Raw genomic sequence first — 17628 nt, 5'->3', positions numbered from 1 at the left:
TGGCCTGCTCCTTGCAATTTTACTTCTGCAGCGCGCTAGAACAGCTTGTTTAGCGCAAATTTCGCTAAAACTCACGAATATTTGGCGCTTTTAGGGCGCTTAGATATCTATAGTGACGGACAGTTGACGCAGTGTATAAACCAGGCTCAGACACCATAGACGCTTTCCACCGCTTTATTGCGCTTATTCCCGCTCGCGGTGGGTCTAAGGGAATAGCGAACAAAAACCTCTCTGATCTGAACGGCCAACCTTTAATCGCGTATTCCATCCAGGCCGCTACAAATAGCAACGCTTTTACGCATGTCATTGTCAGTTCCGATAGCCAGCAGATCCTTAAAGTTGCCAAACGGTTTGGTGCCGAACGTTTAGAGCGAAACCCAAGTTTCGCTACGGATGAAGCGCCAATGGATCCAGTTATTGCAGAGGCTATCGAAGCTGCAAGATTAAGAAATGATGATGTGATCTGTTTACTGCAACCGACGTCACCCATCCGGACTGCTGACCATATTGTCGACGCGCTAGCGCTGTTTAATCAAAGTGATTGTGATGCCGTCATTAGCGTTCATGCTATCGATAACAAAGTGTTGAAAGCGTATGTGATTGACCCTCAGTCAAATAGCGTCCTGCCGATACACTCGGCTGAAACGTCCTATCAACGACGCCAAGATCTGCCAGAAGTCGTCATGCCAAACGGCGCTATGTATATTTTTTCTGTTGCTGCATTCAAGCGTCAGAATGGCATTCCCCGCAGCAACATCACACCGTTTTTAATGACAGCGGAAGAAAGCGCTGATGTCGATAGTCCTGAAGATATGCAGTATTGCGCTTCGTTGTTAAATCAAGCGGCAGGAGGTCATCAACATGCCAGCTTTTAATATTGCATCACGTCGTATAGGTCCCGATGAGCCCCCTTTGGTTATCGCCGAGATTGGTATCAATCATGGTGGTTCACTCAGCGTTGCAAAACAAATGGTCGATGCCGCCGTCGCAGCAGGATGCGAAATAGTTAAACATCAAACCCATATCATCGAAGATGAAATGGCAGCGGCGGCAAAGCAGATTCAACCGGATAACGCCGACCAATCGATTTATTCACTAATGGACGAATGCGCCCTGAATGAGCAAGATGAGGCCGAATTAAAACGCTACACCGAATCCAAAGGGGCCATATTTATTAGCACCCCTTTTTCGCGTGCCGCTGTGGAAAGGTTAGAGCGTTTAGATGTGCCTGCGTACAAAATCGGTTCTGGAGAGTGTAATAACTACCCGCTAGTTGAACATATCGCGCGTAAAGGTAAGCCGGTTATCTTAAGTACCGGTATGAATGATATTGAGAGTATTCAGAAGTCGGTCAATATACTTCGCCAGTACGAAGTCCCGTACGCACTATTGCACTGCACAAATATCTATCCCACACCGCCAGAATTGGTACGTCTAGGCGCGATACCAGAGCTGGCAGAGGCGTTCCCAGATGCGACTGTAGGGCTGTCGGATCATACAATTAGCAACAGTACCTGCATCGCTGCGGTTGCATTGGGGGCCGATATACTAGAACGGCATTTTACTGACTCCATGGACAGAGTGGGTCCCGATATTATTTGCTCAATGGACCCGAAAGCATTAAAGGAACTCATCATTGAGGCCGATATAGTTCGTAAGGCTCGTGGTGGTCGCAAGGATTTACTCACGGAAGAGCAGGGGACCAGAGACTTCGCCTTCGCATCGGTAGTCAGCACAAAAGCTATTGACGAAGGCGAAGTCTTCACGGAAGACAATCTCTGGGTAAAACGTCCGGGTACCGGAGAAATCAAAGCGGAAGACTATCACGCCTTAATAGGATGTCGAGCCTCTCGGAAAATCGAGGCCGATGAATTATTAAGACGTAGCGACGTCAGTCCGCAAGGTTAATCCCATGTCTAAAAAAGTCGTATTTATCACAGGTACTCGCGCAGACTTCGGTAAGTTGCGATCACTGTTAGACCGTATGGTTGGTCTCAGTCAATTTGACGTCCATATATTTGTGACCGGCATGCACATGTTGAGTAAGTACGGCTCTACGTGTATGGAAGTTGAAAAACGTAATTATCCCAATATCTACAAATACATTAATCAAAACTACAACGACACCATGGACACCGTCCTGGGAAAAACCATCCAGGGTCTGTCCGATTACGTAAAAGAAATTCAACCAGATATGATTGTTGTGCACGGTGATCGAGTTGAAGCACTCGCCGGTGCGACGGTGGGTAGTTTGAACAACATTCTGGTTGCCCATATTGAAGGTGGCGAGGTGTCGGGGACTGTGGATGAATTAATTCGCCATGCAGTCAGCAAAATGTCTCATCTTCACTTCGTATCCAATGAGCGAGCTAAGCAGCGTTTATTGCAGCTTGGTGAAAATGACATCAACGTCTATGTCATAGGCTCTCCGGATGTAGATGTGTTGTTTTCGAATGATCTGCCCAGTCTCGACAAAGTGAAGCAATGGTACGACATTCCCTTCGATGAATACGGCATCCTACTGTTTCACCCAGTAACGACCGAAGCACACGATATAGAAAGGCAATCGAAAGTACTTGTGGATGCTGTCGTAGAAACGGGTAAAAATTTCGTTGTTATATACCCCAATAATGATTTGGGTAGCGATTACATATTGCAACAATATCGTCGGTTAGAAAAACTGGACAGACGATTTCGCGTTATACCCTCAATGCGTTTTGACTATTTTCTAACGTTATTAAAAAATACTGAACTGATGGTGGGTAATTCAAGTTGCGCGGTAATGGAGGCCCCTTACTATGGGGTTCCTGCCGTCGATATCGGATCGCGACAGAACAACCGAGCTGCGCTGCAAAGCATTATTAGTGTCCCGTGTCAGGCGGGTGCAATAAAAAACGCCATCCGCAAGGCTAGTGGTTTACAACCGGAACCAACGCAAGAGTTTGGTGTTGGCGACAGTGCCAAGCAGTTTGTGAAAATATTGTCTAATCCGGCGGTATGGAGCACTGCGGGCCAAAAGCAGTTTAATGACCGAGCTGTATCCCAATAAAAGCGTTGAATAGAGACCACTAGTATGAGAGTCATAGCGCGTCTAGATATCAAAAACGAGTTCGTCATTAAAGGAATTCATTTAGAAGGCTTACGTAAGGTGGGAGACCCTTGTGATCTTGCCAAGCAATACTATGAAAACGGTATCGATGAATTGTTGCTCATGGATGCTGTGGCTAGCTTATATGACCGCAATAATCTATTTCATATTATTGAATCTGCCTGTAGAGAGGTATTTATCCCCATCACCGTTGGAGGGGGTATTCGTCAGTTAAGTGATATTGACGCGGCGTTAAAATCAGGTGCAGACAAAGTTGCAATTAATACTGGTGCAGTTAACAACCCAGATTTAATTCGAGAGGCTAGTATGCGCTACGGTAGTCAGGCAATCGTCGCTAGCATTGAGGCAAAGCGCGCTGGGGATTCATGGACAGCCTATGTGGATAATGGACGTGAGCCAACAGGCAAGTCCGTGATTGAATGGTCAGAAGAGCTCGCAGAGCTTGGCGCGGGAGAAATAATTGTCACGTCTATCGATCAAGAAGGGACCAAGAAAGGTTTCGATATTGATCTGATCGAGCAGGTTAATCGAGCAGTAACTATTCCAGTCATAGCCTGTGGCGGGCTTGGCACCACAACTCATATTGAGCAACTAGTTGACCGTGTTCAACCCAGCGCTATCGCTTGTGCCAGTGTTTTTCATTACAAGGTGCTAGGTATCACTGATATTAAACAAACCCTAATCGGGTGTGGTCGCAAAGTGCGGGAGGCAGCGTAATGAACAGCAGTAGTCGTGTTGCCGTACTGGATTACGGCGCGGGTAATGTACGTAGCATTATGAATGCGTTAGCCGTAATGAATTGCGATGCTGTATTGACTGACAAACCAGAAGATATCGAAGCATCAGATAAACTCATTATTCCAGGCGTCGGAGCATTCGCTTATTGTATGAGCCAGCTTTCCGAAAGCGGTCTAGATGTTGCGATTAAACGGTTTGCTCATAGTGGTAAGCCTATCTTGGGTATATGCGTGGGCATGCAAATGTTATTTGATGCCAGTGAAGAATACGGGGAGCACCCAGGATTAGGGCTATTGCCAGGGCGAGTAAAACGTTTACCTATCGAGACTAATGATGCTATCAGATTGCCCCATATCGGCTGGAATAACGTCGAGTTTGCGGAAAAAGATGTATCCATGTGTGCTGAGTTCTATTTTGTTCACAGTTTTGCTTGTTTCCCTGACAAACCCGGCGATGTGTATGGTGCTAGTGAGTACGCCGGAGTGACATTTACCTCGGCGGTGAAGCGTAACAACATTTGCGGTGTGCAGTTTCATCCAGAGCGGAGTGGTGCAGCGGGTATAGGTTTTTTAACTGACTTCGTTGAAGCCGGTAAATAATAACGAGCTAAATATAAAGCAGAGGGAGTTGTTGTGGTTAATTATCAATCTAACATATCGGTAGAGTCACACTCGCTAGACGAGCAGTATACTAAAAACCCTAGCATGCCCCTGCAGGCCTTTAATGGATTACCAGCGGATGTGGCTTTTTGTAAGCAGTGTGTTATATCGAACCAGCGTCCCAACTCAACCATCGAATTTAAACATACCGCCAATGAAAAAAAACAGGTGATTAATTTTGATAATGAGGGTGTGTGTAGCGCTTGCCGCTTTCACGACGAAAAAGAGCAGGGCATCGACTGGCAACAAAAGGAAGAGCAACTAAAAGAGTTGTTGTCGCGGTTTCGTCGAACCAATGGTGGCTATGATGTGATTGTACCCGGGAGCGGCGGAAAAGACAGTGCTTATACAGCCCACGTTTTAAAATACAAATACGGCATGAACCCTTTGACTGTTACTTGGGCGCCGCATCTATATACTGATATTGGCTGGAAAAACATGCAAAACTGGATGCATGTTGGTGGTTTGGACAATATTTTGTTTACACCAAATGGAAAGTTACATCGTCTACTGACGCGTCTCGCGTTTGTAAACCTTTTACATCCGTTTCAACCGTTTATTGTCGGTCAACGAATCATTGGCCCAGCAATGGCCGCAAAGTTTGACGTGCCTTTGGTGATGTACGGTGAGAATCAAGCGGAGTATGGAAACGCGATTGATGAGAACGAAAAGCCTAAAATGGACGAAAAGTTTTTTTCTGTCCAAGACCCAGGTGATATCGTCCTGGGTGGCAAAACAATTACTCAAATCATGGATGAGTATGGCTACTCCATTAACGACTTTACGCCCTATATTGCGCCTAAAAAAGAACTGTTGGAGCAACATAATGTTGAAGTTCACTATTTAGGCTATTACCTTAAATGGGACCCTCAAGAGTGCTACTACTATGCCGTCGAGCATACGGGTTTCCAAGCGAATACCGAGCGTACAGAAGGCTCATATTCGAAGTACTCAAGCATTGACGATAAAATTGATGTGTTTCACTATTTTACAACGTTGATCAAATTTGGGATTGGCCGTGCTACCTACGATGCCTCACAAGAAATACGCAATGGAAAGATCACTCGAGAAGAGGGCGTGCATTTGGTCCGGAAATTTGATGAAGAATTTCCGAAAAAGTATTTTCCCGAATTTCTTGAATATATTGGTCTAACGGAGCAGGAGTTTTGGGACGTTGTTGATCAATATCGTTCACCTCACCTCTGGTACAAAGATGAAGATGGTCACTGGCAGTTGCGCCATCGTATCTGGGAAGGCTAGTACTCAATGGCTGCTAAGCCCAATCTAGATGTACTGCACATTGCCAGTTTTACTGGCAACATCGGTGATAACGCTAATCACTTAGGATCCCGATCGGAGTTTGCCAAAAACCTCCCTTTTGATTTGACATTCACCGAAATGGAAATGCGTGAGTTTTTCTGGGGGCAGCGGCAATGGGATGATAATCTGATTGAGACGATCAACAGCTACGATCTGTGCATCTTTGGTGGTGGGAATTATTTTGAGCTATGGGTAGAGCATTCCAGAACTGGTTGCTCAATCGATTTACCCCCCGAGATGCTCGAGAATATTACGACGCCTCTATTATTTTACGGTTTGGGTGTCGATGCAGGGCAGGGGGTACCCGATATCTGCCGTGAGCGCTTCACTAAATTCCTATCATATTTACTTGATTCACCGCGATGTTGTGTGACTGTGCGAAATGATGGCGCAAGAAGCAACTTGGAGGCATATTTTACCTCTTTGCCATTAGAGAGAATCATTGATGTGCCCGATGGTGGATTTTTCTTTCAAACCGAAATCGCAAACCATGTTGAACTTCAGCAGAATGCTAAAAATATCGTCGTAAATCTTGCTGGCGATATGCTAGAGCAGCGCTATCCCGGGGGTGGCTCGCTGTTACCAGTAGAGTTTTCAGAAGAGTTTGCTCAGTTCATAGAACGCATGTTGGTTGAAGATCCGACTGCGAGAATAATTTTCGTTCCCCATATATTTAGAGACCTAGATAGTATTCATCAAGTACTGGATCGTATGACCGACCCCTCAAGGAGGCAGCGTGTAGTGGTTGCTCCGTATATGACAGGTGAGGCAGCGTGTCACAAGCTTTTTGGCCTTTACGCCGGTGCGGATTTAGTGCTGGCAATGCGTTTTCATGCGAGTGTTGTTGCGATGGCCTTAGGTACCCCCGTAATTGGTTTGCACTGTTATCCTCAGATTCAACTTCTCTACCGCTCCTTAGGGCTTGAAGAGTATTTGGTGTCGGTTCAGAAACCAAGCTTTTCATCAAAGCTACTCGACACTATTAATATTCGCTTGACTGAATCGATCAATAATAATGTAAGTTCGAGTATGAAACGTGTTGCTGACTCGATCCGCGAAGGTCATGCTGCTATTTCGGCTTGGCTAAAAGAGTGCACCTAGTAGTTAACCAAAAATGAAGCGTGAAATTTTAGAACTTAATCCGGAGAAATGTTAGGTTTTGCTAAATAGCGATGTGTTTCAATACATCCAAAACTTATTCGATTAGGTTGAGCGCTATTACATTATGTGAAAACAAAAATATGTGAACTACTTATTAATTCTAATATATTCTTTTTGGCTTGATTTATCTCTCTTTAGACAATTTATTCGCTGTTGAGTTTGTCGCAATTTTCCCTAGCATAGTATTTCGGTTATTCGTGAAAGAAAATTGGTAGAGGAGACGCCAGTGAATTTGGTAAGAGTAAGTTGTCTGTGGATTTTCGCTTTGGCTTGTATAAATTGTAAAGCAGAATGCGATTATTACGATGAGGAAGCGCTTTGTTTTGAAATTTCCAATTCAGCTGAATTCTCTATTTTAGGAAAAACAGCGGAGATAGCAGATTTGGATTCGGATGGATTGTTGGACATTGTTGCTATTGAAGAAGATGTCAGCGGCAATGAGGCACTTTTCATTTATCGGGGAAAGGAGTGTATCTCGCCTTCGGATAGTTTTTGTTTTCAATCCCCTAAAGAGACCAGTATCTATGATGTGTCAGGTTTTTCCTTAGTAGACTTGAACGGCGACGGAAATCTAGATATTCAAGCCAAGACGGCAACTTCAAATCTTGAGAATTATTTACGAGTTATTAAGGTTCCGGATGTGCCGCCCAACCGGCCTTCAGAACTTGTATCGCTGTTATATACCCATGGTTTGGTACCCGAAAGCTATTCAGCTAGTACAACTTACTCGGATGGACACGGTACTGGATACGAAGCTGCAGGCGCCTTTGATGGTTACTTGCATAACCAGTCTACGCCATTTCTGGTCGAGGCTGGGGGGCAACGTTACGGTATTGGTACATGGACTTCCCGGCAAGGTTCACACAATACCGATCAGTGGCTTCAGATTGAGTTCACAATGGATACGATGGTGGAAAGTGTGCAACTTTTCCAACGATCTGGTTTTCCGTTGAGAATGCCGAGAGACGTTACGATACAGTATTCAGCTAACGGTATTCATTTTATCGATCACGAGTCGCTAAGCTTTGCCGGCCATGATGGAGAGCTAATGACTCTGGAAACGCACACACCCTATGTACGATTTTTAAGGTTATATATGCATGGTACTCAAGGGGATACCGACTATCTCCAATTTTCTGAACTACTCTTGAAAGGCTGGACCGATGATTCCTAGATTAATGGATTAGGGTCAACTTTTCTTTTTGTTAGCAAGGTCTCTGGATCGAGTATCTTCAGCAAGTAGCTCGGTCTCGATTTTTCTGAGCGCATGATCGAGAAAATCGATGTAATATTGCTTGCCTTCATTAAACAGCGATAAGCATTCCTCTTCGTTGGTAGAGGCATACAGCGTTTTGGTGAGAACCAAACTGAAAGCGTTGAAACTACCTTTGAATAGGCTGTAAATATACTGTGTTGACTGATTTTCAGCTAGTTTCTTCGCGATGACATGCTGGCGATTCAAGAGGGAGTGTGCGTCATTTCGAGATCGCGGCTCAATAGCGAATAGTGCTTTGAGTTGTTCAACCACTTCGCGAGACTGGGAAAATTGGGCAAATACCTCTTTCTTGGAGTGTATTTTCTTAAGCCCCTTGTTGTAAAAATTCTTTTTAAATATGTCTTTCGCTAATTCGTGTTTATCACCTTTAAACGCTTTTAACTCGATGTCTTCATAGCGAATAGGTTTTGCGCCCGCAATAGCAAGCCCTCGACTCGTGTTAAAGCAATCAATGTGTGGGTTCATTCTTAATAAAGATTCCACTGATTGGCGTGCGTGGTTATAGATAACCGTGGCTTTAACCTTGCCGCCAAAATTACCAGGCAGCTCGATGTTGCCTTGTGCGTCCGCCTTATACAGGTGTAGATCTTCTTCGTGTTCTTCTTTGATGTCGTAGTGCGCTGAGAGAGACGAGTGATGTTGGGTGCCTTCCGAAAACCCGAAATCCGTTCCCACCATATAAATGGTTTTAAAACCGAGAGCAGAGGCGAAGGCCATGCCTGTGTTGGCAACGGTTGGATTTGATAACGACATGTTCACAATATATTCGTCAGCGCCGATATATTGGCATAGGAAGTGGGTACCAAGGTCATTACTTTTCATACCTATACCGGCGGTATCAAAACGATCAAACACCTCGGGATGCACGGTATTGAGTGCCAGTAGGGTAATATCTTTTCGGTACTCAGGGTCTGTCCCCATATCCAGCCATTCTATGACTGGTCGAGTGCGTTCCATTTCAACGTGAAAATCGGGTTTGATACCAAGCTTTTTCAAGGAGCCAATTGCTGTGCCACAAGAAATGATGATCATCTTGTCCTGGTTCTCGAAGAGAAAATCTTTCGCGTCGTCCAGTGATGGGCCATTGCCTATGACAACAGCGGGTAAGATCTGATGTTTCTTATTGATGAGAGCGTGCTCTCGCAATATTGGAAGGCCACTTCGATAATTTGCAACGCTATGTGAAAGGCTGATCTGTTCGTCATCAAAGTATCCCAGTGTCGCGATCATTGACGGAAGGTGATCAAAAAACAATTTTGTAGTGTCTTTCATCTCAGGGCTGGAAAGATGGTCGTAAACGAACGGCTTAGTGCAATTGTGTATACCGATTGCATGTAAGTACTTTCGCACCTCATCGAAGGTGTCACCCGGTGAGCGACCCACGATAAATGTCATAGTATGGTCGTTCTGTGCGAAATAATCGTATAGCGCTTCCCATTCAATCGTGTGTAGCGATGCGTAAAAGATGTCTTCATGTGGTTCAATAATGACGAGGTGATGAATGTCGGTATTTTCCAATAGATACTCGAGCTGAAAACCCAGCCCGAGACCAAGCATAATCATGAAATTGGTATGGGTTTGGATCTTTTGGCCCAATATAAGCTGCTCCTTTCCATTAACGAAACGGATAAGGGCATTCATTTTACTTACGTGCGCGTCGTTTTCTTCATCAATTACCTCGGTTGTCTTGGCACTTATGCGATAGAAAGTAGGTTCTTTGATGTATTGGTTAACATAGTTTCGGCAGAAGTCCTGAGGGTTATCGCTATACACCGGACGGTTGTTGAGATTGTAATTAACTAGGTTTATGTAACCCTCTTCGCTATACAGTAAACGTAGTTTTTGAGGGTCGTAATCATTAAAGCGCTCATAAATCTCAGGTGCGCGATGCTTAAAGAAGTCCATGTTCTTTCTAAATTGCGCATTCAGCACCATGTTAGCTTGCTGAATTTCAGCGCGTCTAACGAGCTCATTGAGGTGGCTGCCTGAGTGTGTTTCGTTGTTCATAGATAGTCCTATATTCCGCGCTTAGTGCTTCGTGCAATCCTTGGGATGCCCCATTAATAAAATTTCGTCACCTTGGCCCAGTAGATAGCGGTAGCTAAAGTTCATAGGGTATTGGCTCATGATGTGACGAAGCTGATCAAATGAAAGAGCATCCGGAAATACGCCCTCGTTGATTTTGTGCTGAATCAAATTTTTTGGGCGTATCGAGAAATAGAACGGCTTTTCTCTTTGACATATATGGTGTAGAAGTTCCGCTTGTTTGCTTAGGTAGTTGGCCACACCTAGGCAGATAACGAGTGTTTCGCCACAATCATCGGGGTACTCGCCTTGATCGAAATCGCATATCACGGTTCTCTCATCTCTTTTCTCTATATCGCAGGGAATATATATTGAACCATCAGGCAGGTGGCGCTCGATTAGCATATTGCCGCAACCCAAATCGAGTAATTTCACCTTGTTTGGAATAAGGCGAGCAATGTACTTCGCTCTCATTTCCCAAAAGGGATTTGTCCACGCAGTGTCTGTCCCTTTTTTTCGATATTCGCCAGAGAATCCGTCCTTTCTACTCGAACCTAGTCTTTTGTCTTGGTCTTTTTGCTGCTGTATACGAAAATTGTTTGCTTCTACAAGATAGCCCAGTATTGATTGCGCTTCCTTAGCAAAACCCATATTCGCAACAACGGTTGCTAGCACTTCAATAGACTCTAAGTTCTCCAAATAGAACTGCATGGAGCTGCTGGCTAGGTGCAAAGCCTCGGTGTTTTTCCCGGATTGTAACAAGTGCCTAATATCCGTATTCGAGTTGAGCTTTTCAGCTGTATTCATCGGAGTTCCTTATAGAAGAGCGTTGCGGGTTCCTAAAACACTTGGCAAGAGCGGCAACTTTTGGTCACTTTCAGATTTTTTCTGAGAGTTCAATATTATGAAGCAAACACCATTCCAGTATTCTGGATCCTATTGAATATAGCCAATGTTCTAGTCCCCGTCGTTCTTATGAAAAAAATATGTCTTAAGATTTTTCCGCTAGCGCCGTTAATATGGGTGTAGTCACCTGTATTTAGCCGCTGTATGCAAAGGACCTCTTTATGAAAAACCCCGCTCAAGCTTACTCATCGATGCATGTTGAATCGCGTGTTGAGGATGCTTCTCCACATAGGTTAATCCAGATGTTGTTTGAAGGAGCATTAGAGCGTATAGCACAAGCAAAGGGAGCGATGCAGCAGAATCAAACTGAGCGCAAAGGTATTTTGATTAATAAAGCTGTTGGTATTATCGGGGGGCTACAAGGTTCGCTAGAGGATGCAGGTGATGGGTCCTTAACGGCGAACCTCGATGCGCTATATGACTACATGATTCGTCGCTTGACCGAAGCAAACCTTAAAAATGATAGCGCTATGCTTGATGAGGTCTCGGGTTTGGTGGGTGAGATAAAGTCAGCTTGGGATGAGATTACCCCGGTCGAATAACGTCTAAAAGCACTTTTGCAATAGATAGATCAATGGTGACAGACAAAAAGGGATGCAAAATGAAATACGGAAGTGTTGTAACGCTGGTCACACCCGAGCAAGAAGATGCGAGCTTGGCTAGCTTGAAACAAATTCGCCATCAAATGGAGGAGGCCGTTAATCAGTTGGATTGGCAGTTGGTCCTTAGAATGGATCGCCTATGCGCCCAGCTGACAGCAGCGCTTGACGGAAAAGAACTATCCAATATGCGTGAGTTTGTCGCTGAGTTGCTTCGTATCAAAAAATTGTACGCACAAGCTATTCGGTATCTAAACAAAGAAATCTTGAGCGTTCCTAATCAAGCGTTTTAGTCAGAGTTCGTCTTATCTCATTTTGTACTAGAGGCGGCTATTTATTAGCCGCTTTTTTGATCTGTTTAAAATGTTGTTTCTGTCAACTATTTAGAGTTGTTTTTTCCTTAGGTTTATTTTTCGCTAGCTTCGTTCAAAAGTTCACTATCCCCCTAGCTGTCGAGTATCTGTCACGATATTCGAGAGCCGAAAATTTATATTAATTTTCTGACGTCATAAATTTGACCTCCTTCTCAAGCTTGTCTATTACTAAGAGCATCACAGTCAAAATGTCGATTAGGTCATTGGCTTTGTCCACCATCGAACAGTTTGATTCTTCACCTCCGGCCGGTAGTGAGTGATTTATTGAGGACAATATGAATTGTCGTCGTCTCTATCCAACTCGTAGTGATAAGGTCTTGGGCAATGTGGCAAGAAAATAAAGTGCTAGTGATTGATGATGATATCGATCGGCGCCGCGATTTAAAGGTGGTATTTGAATTTTTGGGTGAACCCGCAGTTGCTGCGGCGTGTAATGCTTGGGAGGATTCTGCTAGAGAGTCAGCATCCAGCAGTCAGGAGTTTGTCGCGATTGCATTGGGGCAATGTGATCAAGCAACACCACTGAAGGACCGACTTCTAGCGATCAGAGACTGGGACAAGCACTGCCCGGTTATCCTCATTGGGGACCATGAAGAGGTGGCTGAAGATTGGGATCCCTACCTGAAGCACATGATTATCGAATCTATTCCTCAACCGGTGACCTACGCCAATCTGCTCGATACGTTATATAAAGCTGAGCGCTATCGACAAGCTTTTGCCGCACAGCAACAAGGCCAAGATCGCCCGACGCATCTATTTAGGAGCCTTGTAGGTTCCAGTAGTAACATCCAAGAAGTTCGAGAGATGATGTCACGTGTCGCTGATCGCGATGTCACGGTTTTAATTACCGGAGAATCCGGTACCGGCAAGGAAGTGGTGGCTCGCAATCTTCATTACAACTCTCCGCGCCGCAAAGGCCCGTTTGTACCCGTCAATTGCGGGGCTATTCCAGCTGAATTGCTTGAAAGCGAATTGTTCGGGCACGAGAAAGGTGCTTTTACTGGTGCAATTTCGGCCAGGGCCGGTCGCTTTGAATTAGCCGAAGGGGGTACGCTGTTTCTAGACGAAATTGGTGATATGCCACTTCCGATGCAGGTGAAGATTCTGCGTGTTCTCCAAGAAAAATCCTATGAGCGTGTTGGTGGAACAAAAAGCTTCACCACCAATGTCAGAATCATTGCCGCTACTCACCGGAATTTAGAGGACATGATTGAGGCTGGTACATTTCGTGAGGATTTGTATTACCGCCTCAATGTATTCCCAATTGAAATGCCATCCCTGCGCGAACGAGCAGAAGATATACCGCTCTTGTTGAATGAACTGGTTGCTCGACTCGAAAGTGAAAAACGAGGCTCAATCCGGTTTAACTCGAGTTCTGTGATGTCATTGTGCCGGCATGAATGGTCTGGAAACGTCCGCGAGATGGCCAACCTCGTTGAACGAATGGCCATAATGCACCCCTATGGTGTTGTTGGAGTGAATGACTTACCGCCTAAATATCGTCATATTGATGCTTCTGAAGAGGAAGTATTTGAGTTGCCGGAAGAAGATGTCAGTGCTCGTAAAGAACCTATGGTAGTTAGCCTAAATGACCGTGCGTTGCTTCCCGAAACAGGTATCGACCTAAAAGAATATCTCAATGGCTTAGAGAGAAACCTCATCCAGCAGGCGTTAGCGGATACCGGTGGTGTTGTTGCGAGAGCAGCTGAACACCTCGCAATTCGCCGCACCACACTGGTCGAGAAAATGCGTAAATATGGTCTAAGCCGCTAGATTTACCATTACCTTACCGCTACACAGCCATATAGAGCGTTGCGCGGTTGCTTAACTCGATCCGTTACCTCCTTGAAGAACCCTCGCTGAGACCCAGCGGGGGTTTTATTTTTGGGGGTATAGCGGCAGGGTTTTTCCTGCGGCAAAGTTTGGCACTGGCTTTGCAATAACTCTGATAATCACATTTGGCGGCGGCTCTTTGACGCTGGCTAAACTGTTTTAACAGAGAGGTAAGGCATGACACGCAGTGTCGCATTTGCAAAAGCAACTGAGTCCGCACCGGACCACATCAATGCTTCGCTCTTAAACGCTGAATCAGACAGCGAGCTAGAGGTGGCCTTCGAACAATTCACGTCGCTGTCCGCGAAGTTAACCGAATCCTATCAACAATTGGAACAGCGAGTCTCTCATCTTACGGACGAGTTGAATCGCAGCTCAGACAAACATCAACAAGCGTTGCAGGACAAAAATGATATAGCCGATAGATTTGAAAACCTATTAGATTTTTTGCCAGGAGGGGTGGTTGTATTAGATGCGCGAGGGAATGTCAGTCAGGTTAATCCCGTTGCAGAAGAACTGCTCGGCAAATGCTTAATGGGGGTTTCCTGGCGATCGATTATCGCCAGTAGCTTTGCTCCTCGTTCAGACGACGGTCATGAAGTGTCTACATTGTCGGGCCGAAAAATTTCGATTTCAACACGCTCACTGCAGAATCATGGCCAAATCATTCTCTTAACCGACCTTACCGAAACCCGTCAGTTGCAGGCCAAAATTAGCCGAGAAGAGCGATTAAGTTCGATGGGAAAAATGGTCTCGGCGCTGGCGCATCAAATTCGTACACCCTTATCAGCCGCGCTGTTATACGCAGGGCATTTAGACAGCCAGATGCTTGACGATGAGCAAAGACGTTCTTTTGCCAAAAAGTTGTTATCGCGTCTACACCATATGGAACAGCAGGTCAGGGATATGCTGTTGTTCGTTAAAGGCGACTTAAACCTCAATGATCAAGTAAATCTAGGTGGACTATTACAGCTTCTTCATGAAGCGGCCGAACCGATATTACAACAGCACTTTGCGACGGCCGATTGGGGGCTTGTCGGCGCCAAAAAATGGGTTAAGTGCAATCGTGATGTATTGGTCAGTGCGCTCATGAATTTAATCAATAATGCCATTCAAGCCGGAGGCCATCGCATCCATCTCGACATCACGATAGCGGCCTCGGCTGGCGATTGCGTTATTTCTGTCATTGATAACGGGCCGGGTGTTAGCCAGGAAGTGTTAGAGAAAGATTGCGAAACCTTTGTGACCACAAAACCCCAAGGTATTGGGCTTGGCTTAACGGTCGTTAAAGCTGTTGCTCAGGCGCATGGTGGCACTTTTAGTTTGAACAACGGTGATAAGGGTGGCGCTGTGGCAACAGTGACGGTACCGCTTTTAAATCCGTCTAAGTAATTGAAGTGAGAGATTATTCATGGGATTAGCTATCGAAAAAATGGAAGCAGCGCAGCCAACCTCGGGCTTCGCGTCGGCGAACAACGAGGGCAAGCGGGCACCACTCACGATTATGATTGTTGAAGATGATGATAACTTGCGTGAAGCCCTGTCAGACACACTCGAGCTTGCAAAATTCAACGTGGTGGCGGCTTCGAGCGCCGAGAATGCGTTGGAGAAATTATCGAAGTCCACCCATCCAGCGATGATAATTTCTGATGTGAATATGGGGGAAATGACAGGTCACGATCTATTGGCTGTCGTGAAACGCGATTTCCCCCACATACCTATGATGCTCATTACCGCTTACGCCAGCGTGGGCGAGTCTGTTGATGCGATGCGTCACGGTGCGGTTGATTATTTGGTAAAGCCGTTTGAGCCCCAGCTACTTATCGACGCGGTGAATCGTTTCGTTGGCGACGCTGTGGAGTTCAAGCAAGATGCTCCGGTAGCCCAATCCGCATCCAGCAAGAGGCTGCTGGAATTGGCATCAAGAGTAGCGCAAAGTGATTCCACGGTTCTCATTGTTGGGGAGTCTGGTTCAGGTAAAGAAGTACTGGCGCGCTACGTTCACCAGCAGTCACCGCGTCACGATAAACCCTTCGTGGCAATCAACTGTGCTGCGATTCCAGAAAGTATGTTGGAAGCCATTTTGTTTGGGCATGAAAAAGGTGCTTATACCGGTGCGCATAATAGCGCCCCTGGAAAATTTGAGCAGGCGAATGGCGGCACTTTGCTTCTAGATGAAATTTCCGAAATGGACCTGGGGTTACAAGCCAAGCTGCTACGTGTACTTCAGGAGCGTGAGGTTGAGCGTTTGGGTGGGCGTAAAACCATTCCCTTGGACGTTCGCGTAATAGCCACTTCAAATCGCAATCTTCAGCAAGCTGTCATCGACGGATCATTTAGGGAAGACTTGTACTACCGTCTCAGTGTTTTGCCTATGCAATGGTTGCCCTTAAGAGATCGGCCAGAAGATATTGTGCCTCTCGCGGAAAGACTTTTACAGCAGCATGCACGTAAGCAATGCCGCCGCGATGTAACATTAACGGCTTCGGCAGCGCAAACTCTCCTGTCTTATTCTTGGCCTGGAAATGTCAGAGAATTAGACAATGTCATGCAGCGAGCTCTCATTTTACAGCCCGGGAATACTATCCATAGTAATGACCTGGGTCTCGAAGGTATTGTCGGGACTGCACCATCGACACTTGGGGATATTAGGCCGCCTATTCACTCAAATAGCATTCAAGCCAGTTCAGGGCTTGACGCTGCGGTGGTGGAAAAAAATGAAGACTCTATGGCCACTGAAAGTCACTCTTATAGTGGCGTCGGGAGTCATTCAATTGCCCTCAACCATGACCTCAAGCGAAAGGAATTTGAACTCATTGTCGATGCGATTCGGAATGCCGGTGGTAGCCGAAAACTAACCGCCGAGCGTCTAGGGATTAGCCCGCGCACCCTTCGTTATAAGATTGCACGACTAAAAGACCAAGGTCTTGACGTTAATAAATCTGTCAAAAATCTCACTTAATATCCTCTCGAGCCACGCCGTTCCTAGGGGGGATTAGATGCTCCTTTTTAGGGCCGGCTGCCTCCGATTCCTCTATGCGTTTAAACGGTTTGTTTAAACGATGAATGCCATAAAAATTTGTTAAAAATCTACTTGACCAAAGTAAAAGTCGAGGTTATTTTTCGCAAAATTAGAGCGCTCCATTCGAGCCAGTAGTTTTAACGTTCATTTTAATTATCGTTGTGATTATCGTTTTAGAGGAATACCGATATGAGCAGTGAATCAAGCAGTGAGTTTGACAACATGGACTTAGATGATTGGACAGAGATGGAAGACGATGAGCAAGAACTGACATCGTTGAAAGATATTGATAGCCGTCGTATGGTTGAGAATAAGCTTGAAGAGTTACGGCTTCAGCGAGAGCTTAACGATTACGACTTTGGATTATAAGTCACTTATTTTAAAGTCATTCTGACTTTCCTTTGACGCAAACTCGGGTTGCCGAGTTTGCTCGTTCCTATATTTGCCTTACGGTTTCGCGCTCTTATCATATTCAAAATTTCTAGCCCTTACTGGACTTCAGCTTAATAGGCTGGGGCTTTCGCTAAGTTCTTATAGGCCTTTGCTTCAACTAACTTGTTACTCTTCGATCTTCCAAGACTTGCCGCCTTAGCGGCAAGTCTTGGC

Annotated in this window: 16 protein-coding genes; 14 read left to right on the top strand and 2 right to left on the bottom strand. The window is 45.4% G+C overall.

Annotated elements, in window-relative coordinates:
* Positions 1-131 precede the first annotated feature (131 nt).
* From ACZ5NB_RS11400 to ACZ5NB_RS11365, 8 genes are all read left to right on the top strand, one after another.
* Positions 132-875: an acylneuraminate cytidylyltransferase family protein gene (locus ACZ5NB_RS11400; RefSeq protein WP_460233739.1), complete on the top strand. Its 744-nt coding sequence runs from the start codon at positions 132-134 to the stop codon at positions 873-875.
* Positions 862-1908, top strand: coding sequence for an N-acetylneuraminate synthase family protein (locus tag ACZ5NB_RS11395; protein ID WP_460233738.1), 1047 nt, complete (start codon positions 862-864; stop codon positions 1906-1908). The genes ACZ5NB_RS11400 and ACZ5NB_RS11395 overlap by 14 nt, the downstream gene beginning before the upstream one ends.
* A gap of 4 nt (positions 1909-1912) precedes the next feature.
* Positions 1913-3049 carry a UDP-N-acetylglucosamine 2-epimerase gene (gene neuC, locus ACZ5NB_RS11390; protein ID WP_460233737.1) on the top strand — a complete coding sequence of 379 codons (1137 nt, stop codon included), beginning with the start codon at positions 1913-1915 and terminating at the stop codon, positions 3047-3049.
* 24 nt (positions 3050-3073) lie between these two features.
* Positions 3074-3826: an imidazole glycerol phosphate synthase subunit HisF gene (hisF, locus tag ACZ5NB_RS11385; protein ID WP_460233736.1), complete on the top strand. Its 753-nt coding sequence runs from the start codon at positions 3074-3076 to the stop codon at positions 3824-3826.
* Positions 3826-4446 (top strand): imidazole glycerol phosphate synthase subunit HisH, encoded by a 621-nt coding sequence (gene hisH / locus ACZ5NB_RS11380; RefSeq protein ID WP_460233735.1) that lies wholly within the window; start codon positions 3826-3828, stop codon positions 4444-4446. The genes hisF and hisH overlap by 1 nt, the downstream gene beginning before the upstream one ends.
* A 33-nt stretch (positions 4447-4479) precedes the next feature.
* Entirely contained in the window at positions 4480-5766 is a 1287-nt protein-coding gene (locus ACZ5NB_RS11375) for an N-acetyl sugar amidotransferase (protein ID WP_460233734.1), read from the top strand.
* A gap of 6 nt (positions 5767-5772) precedes the next feature.
* A complete protein-coding gene (locus ACZ5NB_RS11370) occupies positions 5773-6927 on the top strand; it encodes a polysaccharide pyruvyl transferase family protein (protein ID WP_460233733.1) in 1155 nt (384 codons plus the stop codon).
* A 325-nt stretch (positions 6928-7252) separates the two neighbouring features.
* A complete protein-coding gene (locus ACZ5NB_RS11365; RefSeq protein WP_460233732.1) occupies positions 7253-8161 on the top strand; it encodes an FG-GAP-like repeat-containing protein in 909 nt (302 codons plus the stop codon).
* A 15-nt stretch (positions 8162-8176) separates the two neighbouring features.
* Here the strand turns inward: ACZ5NB_RS11365 and ACZ5NB_RS11360 are convergent, their stop codons facing one another.
* Positions 8177-10270 carry a motility associated factor glycosyltransferase family protein gene (locus ACZ5NB_RS11360; protein ID WP_460233731.1) on the bottom strand — a complete coding sequence of 698 codons (2094 nt, stop codon included), beginning with the start codon at positions 10268-10270 and terminating at the stop codon, positions 8177-8179.
* A gap of 21 nt (positions 10271-10291) precedes the next feature.
* A complete protein-coding gene (locus ACZ5NB_RS11355; RefSeq protein ID WP_460233730.1) occupies positions 10292-11095 on the bottom strand; it encodes a class I SAM-dependent methyltransferase in 804 nt (267 codons plus the stop codon).
* A gap of 260 nt (positions 11096-11355) precedes the next feature.
* On the opposite strand from ACZ5NB_RS11355, the gene fliS reads away from it, so the two are divergent.
* From fliS to ACZ5NB_RS11325, 6 genes are all read left to right on the top strand, one after another.
* A complete protein-coding gene (gene fliS, locus ACZ5NB_RS11350) occupies positions 11356-11736 on the top strand; it encodes a flagellar export chaperone FliS (protein ID WP_460233729.1) in 381 nt (126 codons plus the stop codon).
* Between the two features lie 59 nt (positions 11737-11795).
* The gene (locus ACZ5NB_RS11345) at positions 11796-12086 is read left to right on the top strand and encodes a hypothetical protein (RefSeq protein ID WP_460233728.1); all 291 of its coding nucleotides are present in this window, start codon (positions 11796-11798) and stop codon (positions 12084-12086) included.
* 405 nt (positions 12087-12491) lie between these two features.
* Positions 12492-13940 (top strand): sigma-54 dependent transcriptional regulator, encoded by a 1449-nt coding sequence (locus tag ACZ5NB_RS11340; protein ID WP_460233727.1) that lies wholly within the window; start codon positions 12492-12494, stop codon positions 13938-13940.
* Between the two features lie 237 nt (positions 13941-14177).
* Positions 14178-15392, top strand: a complete 1215-nt coding sequence (locus ACZ5NB_RS11335; RefSeq protein WP_460233726.1) for a sensor histidine kinase — start codon at positions 14178-14180, stop codon at positions 15390-15392.
* A gap of 112 nt (positions 15393-15504) precedes the next feature.
* On the top strand, positions 15505-16962 hold the full coding sequence (locus ACZ5NB_RS11330) for a sigma-54-dependent transcriptional regulator (RefSeq protein ID WP_460234007.1): 1458 nt from the start codon (positions 15505-15507) through the stop codon (positions 16960-16962).
* 249 nt (positions 16963-17211) lie between these two features.
* The gene (locus tag ACZ5NB_RS11325) at positions 17212-17391 is read left to right on the top strand and encodes a PA3496 family putative envelope integrity protein (RefSeq protein WP_460233725.1); all 180 of its coding nucleotides are present in this window, start codon (positions 17212-17214) and stop codon (positions 17389-17391) included.
* Positions 17392-17628 lie beyond the last annotated feature (237 nt).

Source organism: Aurantivibrio plasticivorans (assembly GCF_055392955.1).
The sequence above is the reverse complement of the archived record's forward strand: the minus strand, read 5'-3'. Positions and strand labels throughout refer to the sequence as shown.

What these genes read in the sequence shown, in the direction of transcription:
- ACZ5NB_RS11395 (WP_460233738.1), top strand. Translation starts at nt 862, where the DNA reads ATGCCAGCTTTTAATATTGCATCACGTCGTATAGGTCCCGATGAGCCC.
- neuC (WP_460233737.1), top strand. Translation starts at nt 1,913, where the DNA reads ATGTCTAAAAAAGTCGTATTTATCACAGGTACTCGCGCAGACTTCGGT.
- hisF (WP_460233736.1), top strand. Translation starts at nt 3,074, where the DNA reads ATGAGAGTCATAGCGCGTCTAGATATCAAAAACGAGTTCGTCATTAAA.
- hisH (WP_460233735.1), top strand. Translation starts at nt 3,826, where the DNA reads ATGAACAGCAGTAGTCGTGTTGCCGTACTGGATTACGGCGCGGGTAAT.
- ACZ5NB_RS11370 (WP_460233733.1), top strand. Translation starts at nt 5,773, where the DNA reads ATGGCTGCTAAGCCCAATCTAGATGTACTGCACATTGCCAGTTTTACT.
- ACZ5NB_RS11360 (WP_460233731.1), bottom strand. Translation starts at nt 10,270, where the DNA reads ATGAACAACGAAACACACTCAGGCAGCCACCTCAATGAGCTCGTTAGA.
- ACZ5NB_RS11355 (WP_460233730.1), bottom strand. Translation starts at nt 11,095, where the DNA reads ATGAATACAGCTGAAAAGCTCAACTCGAATACGGATATTAGGCACTTG.
- fliS (WP_460233729.1), top strand. Translation starts at nt 11,356, where the DNA reads ATGAAAAACCCCGCTCAAGCTTACTCATCGATGCATGTTGAATCGCGT.
- ACZ5NB_RS11345 (WP_460233728.1), top strand. Translation starts at nt 11,796, where the DNA reads ATGAAATACGGAAGTGTTGTAACGCTGGTCACACCCGAGCAAGAAGAT.
- ACZ5NB_RS11340 (WP_460233727.1), top strand. Translation starts at nt 12,492, where the DNA reads ATGTGGCAAGAAAATAAAGTGCTAGTGATTGATGATGATATCGATCGG.
- ACZ5NB_RS11335 (WP_460233726.1), top strand. Translation starts at nt 14,178, where the DNA reads ATGACACGCAGTGTCGCATTTGCAAAAGCAACTGAGTCCGCACCGGAC.
- ACZ5NB_RS11330 (WP_460234007.1), top strand. Translation starts at nt 15,505, where the DNA reads ATGATTGTTGAAGATGATGATAACTTGCGTGAAGCCCTGTCAGACACA.
- ACZ5NB_RS11325 (WP_460233725.1), top strand. Translation starts at nt 17,212, where the DNA reads ATGAGCAGTGAATCAAGCAGTGAGTTTGACAACATGGACTTAGATGAT.